1 protein-coding gene is annotated in these 2,400 nt (G+C 64.4%); it reads right to left on the bottom strand.

The features are described from left to right. Window positions 1-158: 158 nt before the first annotated feature. Window positions 159-2,129, bottom strand: a complete 1,971-nt coding sequence (locus AC3WJE_RS08210) for a peptidyl-prolyl cis-trans isomerase (protein ID WP_493730283.1) — start codon at window positions 2,127-2,129, stop codon at window positions 159-161. Between the last annotated feature and the right edge of the window lie 271 nt (window positions 2,130-2,400).

Raw genomic sequence — 2,400 nt, 5'->3', positions numbered from 1 at the left:
GAGATGGCTTCAGCCGCGAGGGGCTTTCCCGGGAAAGCCTCTCGCGGCTGAAGCCGCTCCTACAGAAAGCCATTGCAGAGAGCCATTGCCGATCTTTTCCGTCCCTACAAAAAAGCCCGGCAATGCCGGGCTTTTTGTTTGCAACAGAACGCAGCCAGTTAAAGCTGCGATTCCTGCGTCGCAATCTTCAAGCGCTTGCGTATCGCATCCACGTAGGCGCGCGCCGCAGCATTGCCCTCGATCTGACCCAGCTGATCGCGCAGCGACGCCTGCTGTTCCGGCGGGATCTGTGCCAGATCGCCCGGCGTCACCTTGGTGACCGCAAACAGCGCGTAACGACCATCCGCCAACTCGACCTTGCCGACCGACGGCTTGCCTGCGGCCGGAACCGGCGCGCTGAAGATCGCGCGGCTGGCCTCGGGCGTCGGGACCGGTGCGGTCCGCGGCAGACCCGGAATCGGGTTGATCTGCAGCTTCTCCGCCGCCGCCACTGCCTGCAGCGTCTCGCCCTTCTGCAGACGTGCCAGCAGCGCATCGGCCAGCTTCGCCGCCGCCTGCTCGGTGCGATCGGCATGGATCGCGGCGATCACGCGATCACGCACCTTGTCGAGCGGCAACGCCTGCTCCGGCGTATGCGCACTGACGCGCAGCATCACGTTGTGATTGGTGCCGATCTCGATCGGATCACTGACCGTACCGTCCTGGATCAGCGTCTCGGAGAAAGCGGCACGCAACACGTTCGGACTCGCCGCGACGCCGGTAGCGTCATTGCGCGAGAACGGCCCCAGCGTCTGCACCGGCAGACCCAGTTCCTTCGCCGCCGACGCCAGCTCGGTCGGGTTCTTGTAGACCTGATCGACCAACCTGCCGCTGAGATCGGAGTACTGCTTGTCGGTATCGCTCTTGAGCTGTTCGGCGGCCAACTGGTCGCGCACCTGCTCGAACGACTTGCCTTCGCCACCCTTGATCTCACGCAGCTTGATCACGTGATAGCCGAACTCGGACTTGATCGGCCCCACCACCTCGCCGGACTTCATCGCGAACAGCGCGTCCTCGAACGGCTTGACCATCACGCCCTTCTCGACCCAACCCAGGTCGCCGCCGGCATCCTTCGAACCAGGATCCTCGGAGTTTGCCTTGGCCAGCGCCGCGAAATCGGCGTTCGGCTGCTTGGCCTCTTCCGCCAGTTTGGTCGCCTTCGCCTCGGCCACCTTCTGCGCGGCGGCATCGCTGCCCGCACTGATCAGGATGTGCGACGCCAGGCGCTGCTCGGGCTCGACGAAGCGCGCCTTCTCGTCGTCGTAGCGCTTGCGCAACGTCGCCTCGTCAGCCGGCTTCACCGGCGGCATGTTGGCGGCATTGAGCTCCACGTACTCGATCGACACCGTCTCCGGCTGGCGGAAATCGGCCACATGCGAGTCGTACCACTGCTTGATCTGCGCATCGCTCACCGCCGAGGTGTCCGCGGCCGGCTGCGGCAACGGCGCCAGCTCGACATCGCGGGTCTCGCCGAGCAGCTTGAGAATCCGCTCCGACTCGGCCTTGGTGCTGAACGACGACGCCATGATCGCGTCCGGGATCACCGACTGCTGCAGGCCATCGCGCACCAGCGCATCGAACTGCGCCGGCGTACGCGGCGGCGTGCCCTGCGCCAGCGCCATGCGGTACTGGTCGGCATTGAACTTGCCATCGACCTGGAACGCCGGGATGGTGGCGATGTAGTCGCGCACGACCCCGTCGCCGACCACGATGCCCGCATCCTCGGCAGACAGTCTCACCACCTGCTCGTCGATCAACTGGTCGAGCACCTTCAGCTTGTTTTCCTGCGACTCGAACTCGCGCGGATCGAAGTTGTCGCCCAGCTGCTGGCGCTGCTGCATGCGCATCTGCTCGAAGCGCGTGCGGAAATCCTGCGTGCTGATCTCATGGTGCTGCCACAGCAGCGAGACCGGCCACCACGACGGCGCCGAACGCCACCAGGTCGGAGGAGCCTGCACCTTGGCCACATTGTTGGCGCCAACGCCTCCGAGGTAGCTGTTATCGATGACGAACAGGAACGGAATCATCAGCAGCCCCAGAATGGCCGTGGCGATCCAGCCCGAGGTCTTGTCGCGGAGTTTCTGCAGCATTGGATATCGAGCCCGATGACGAGCCGTGCAGTTTAACCCGCTTCCGCGCAACACTCCCAGCAGGGCCGGGCCGCCGGTTGTGGGAGGGACTTTAGTCCCGATGGCTCTACCGGCAAGGCGTCGGGACTAAAGTCCCTCCCACAACCGCTCTCCACGTCCGGCCTTCAAATCCCCACACATGGATGTGCGGGCTCTTGCGAGAGACTCGCACCAAAGACTCGCACCAAAGAAAAACCCCCGGCATTGCTGCCGAGGGCTTGGTAACTCGAAT

This window comes from Pseudomonas sp. GW821-FHT07E12 (genome assembly GCF_058986605.1).
This window is presented reverse-complemented; position numbering and strand designations above follow the sequence as displayed.

Coding starts and splice junctions, on each gene's coding strand:
- AC3WJE_RS08210 (WP_493730283.1), bottom strand. CDS start 2,129: ATGCTGCAGAAACTCCGCGACAAGACCTCGGGCTGGATCGCCACGGCC.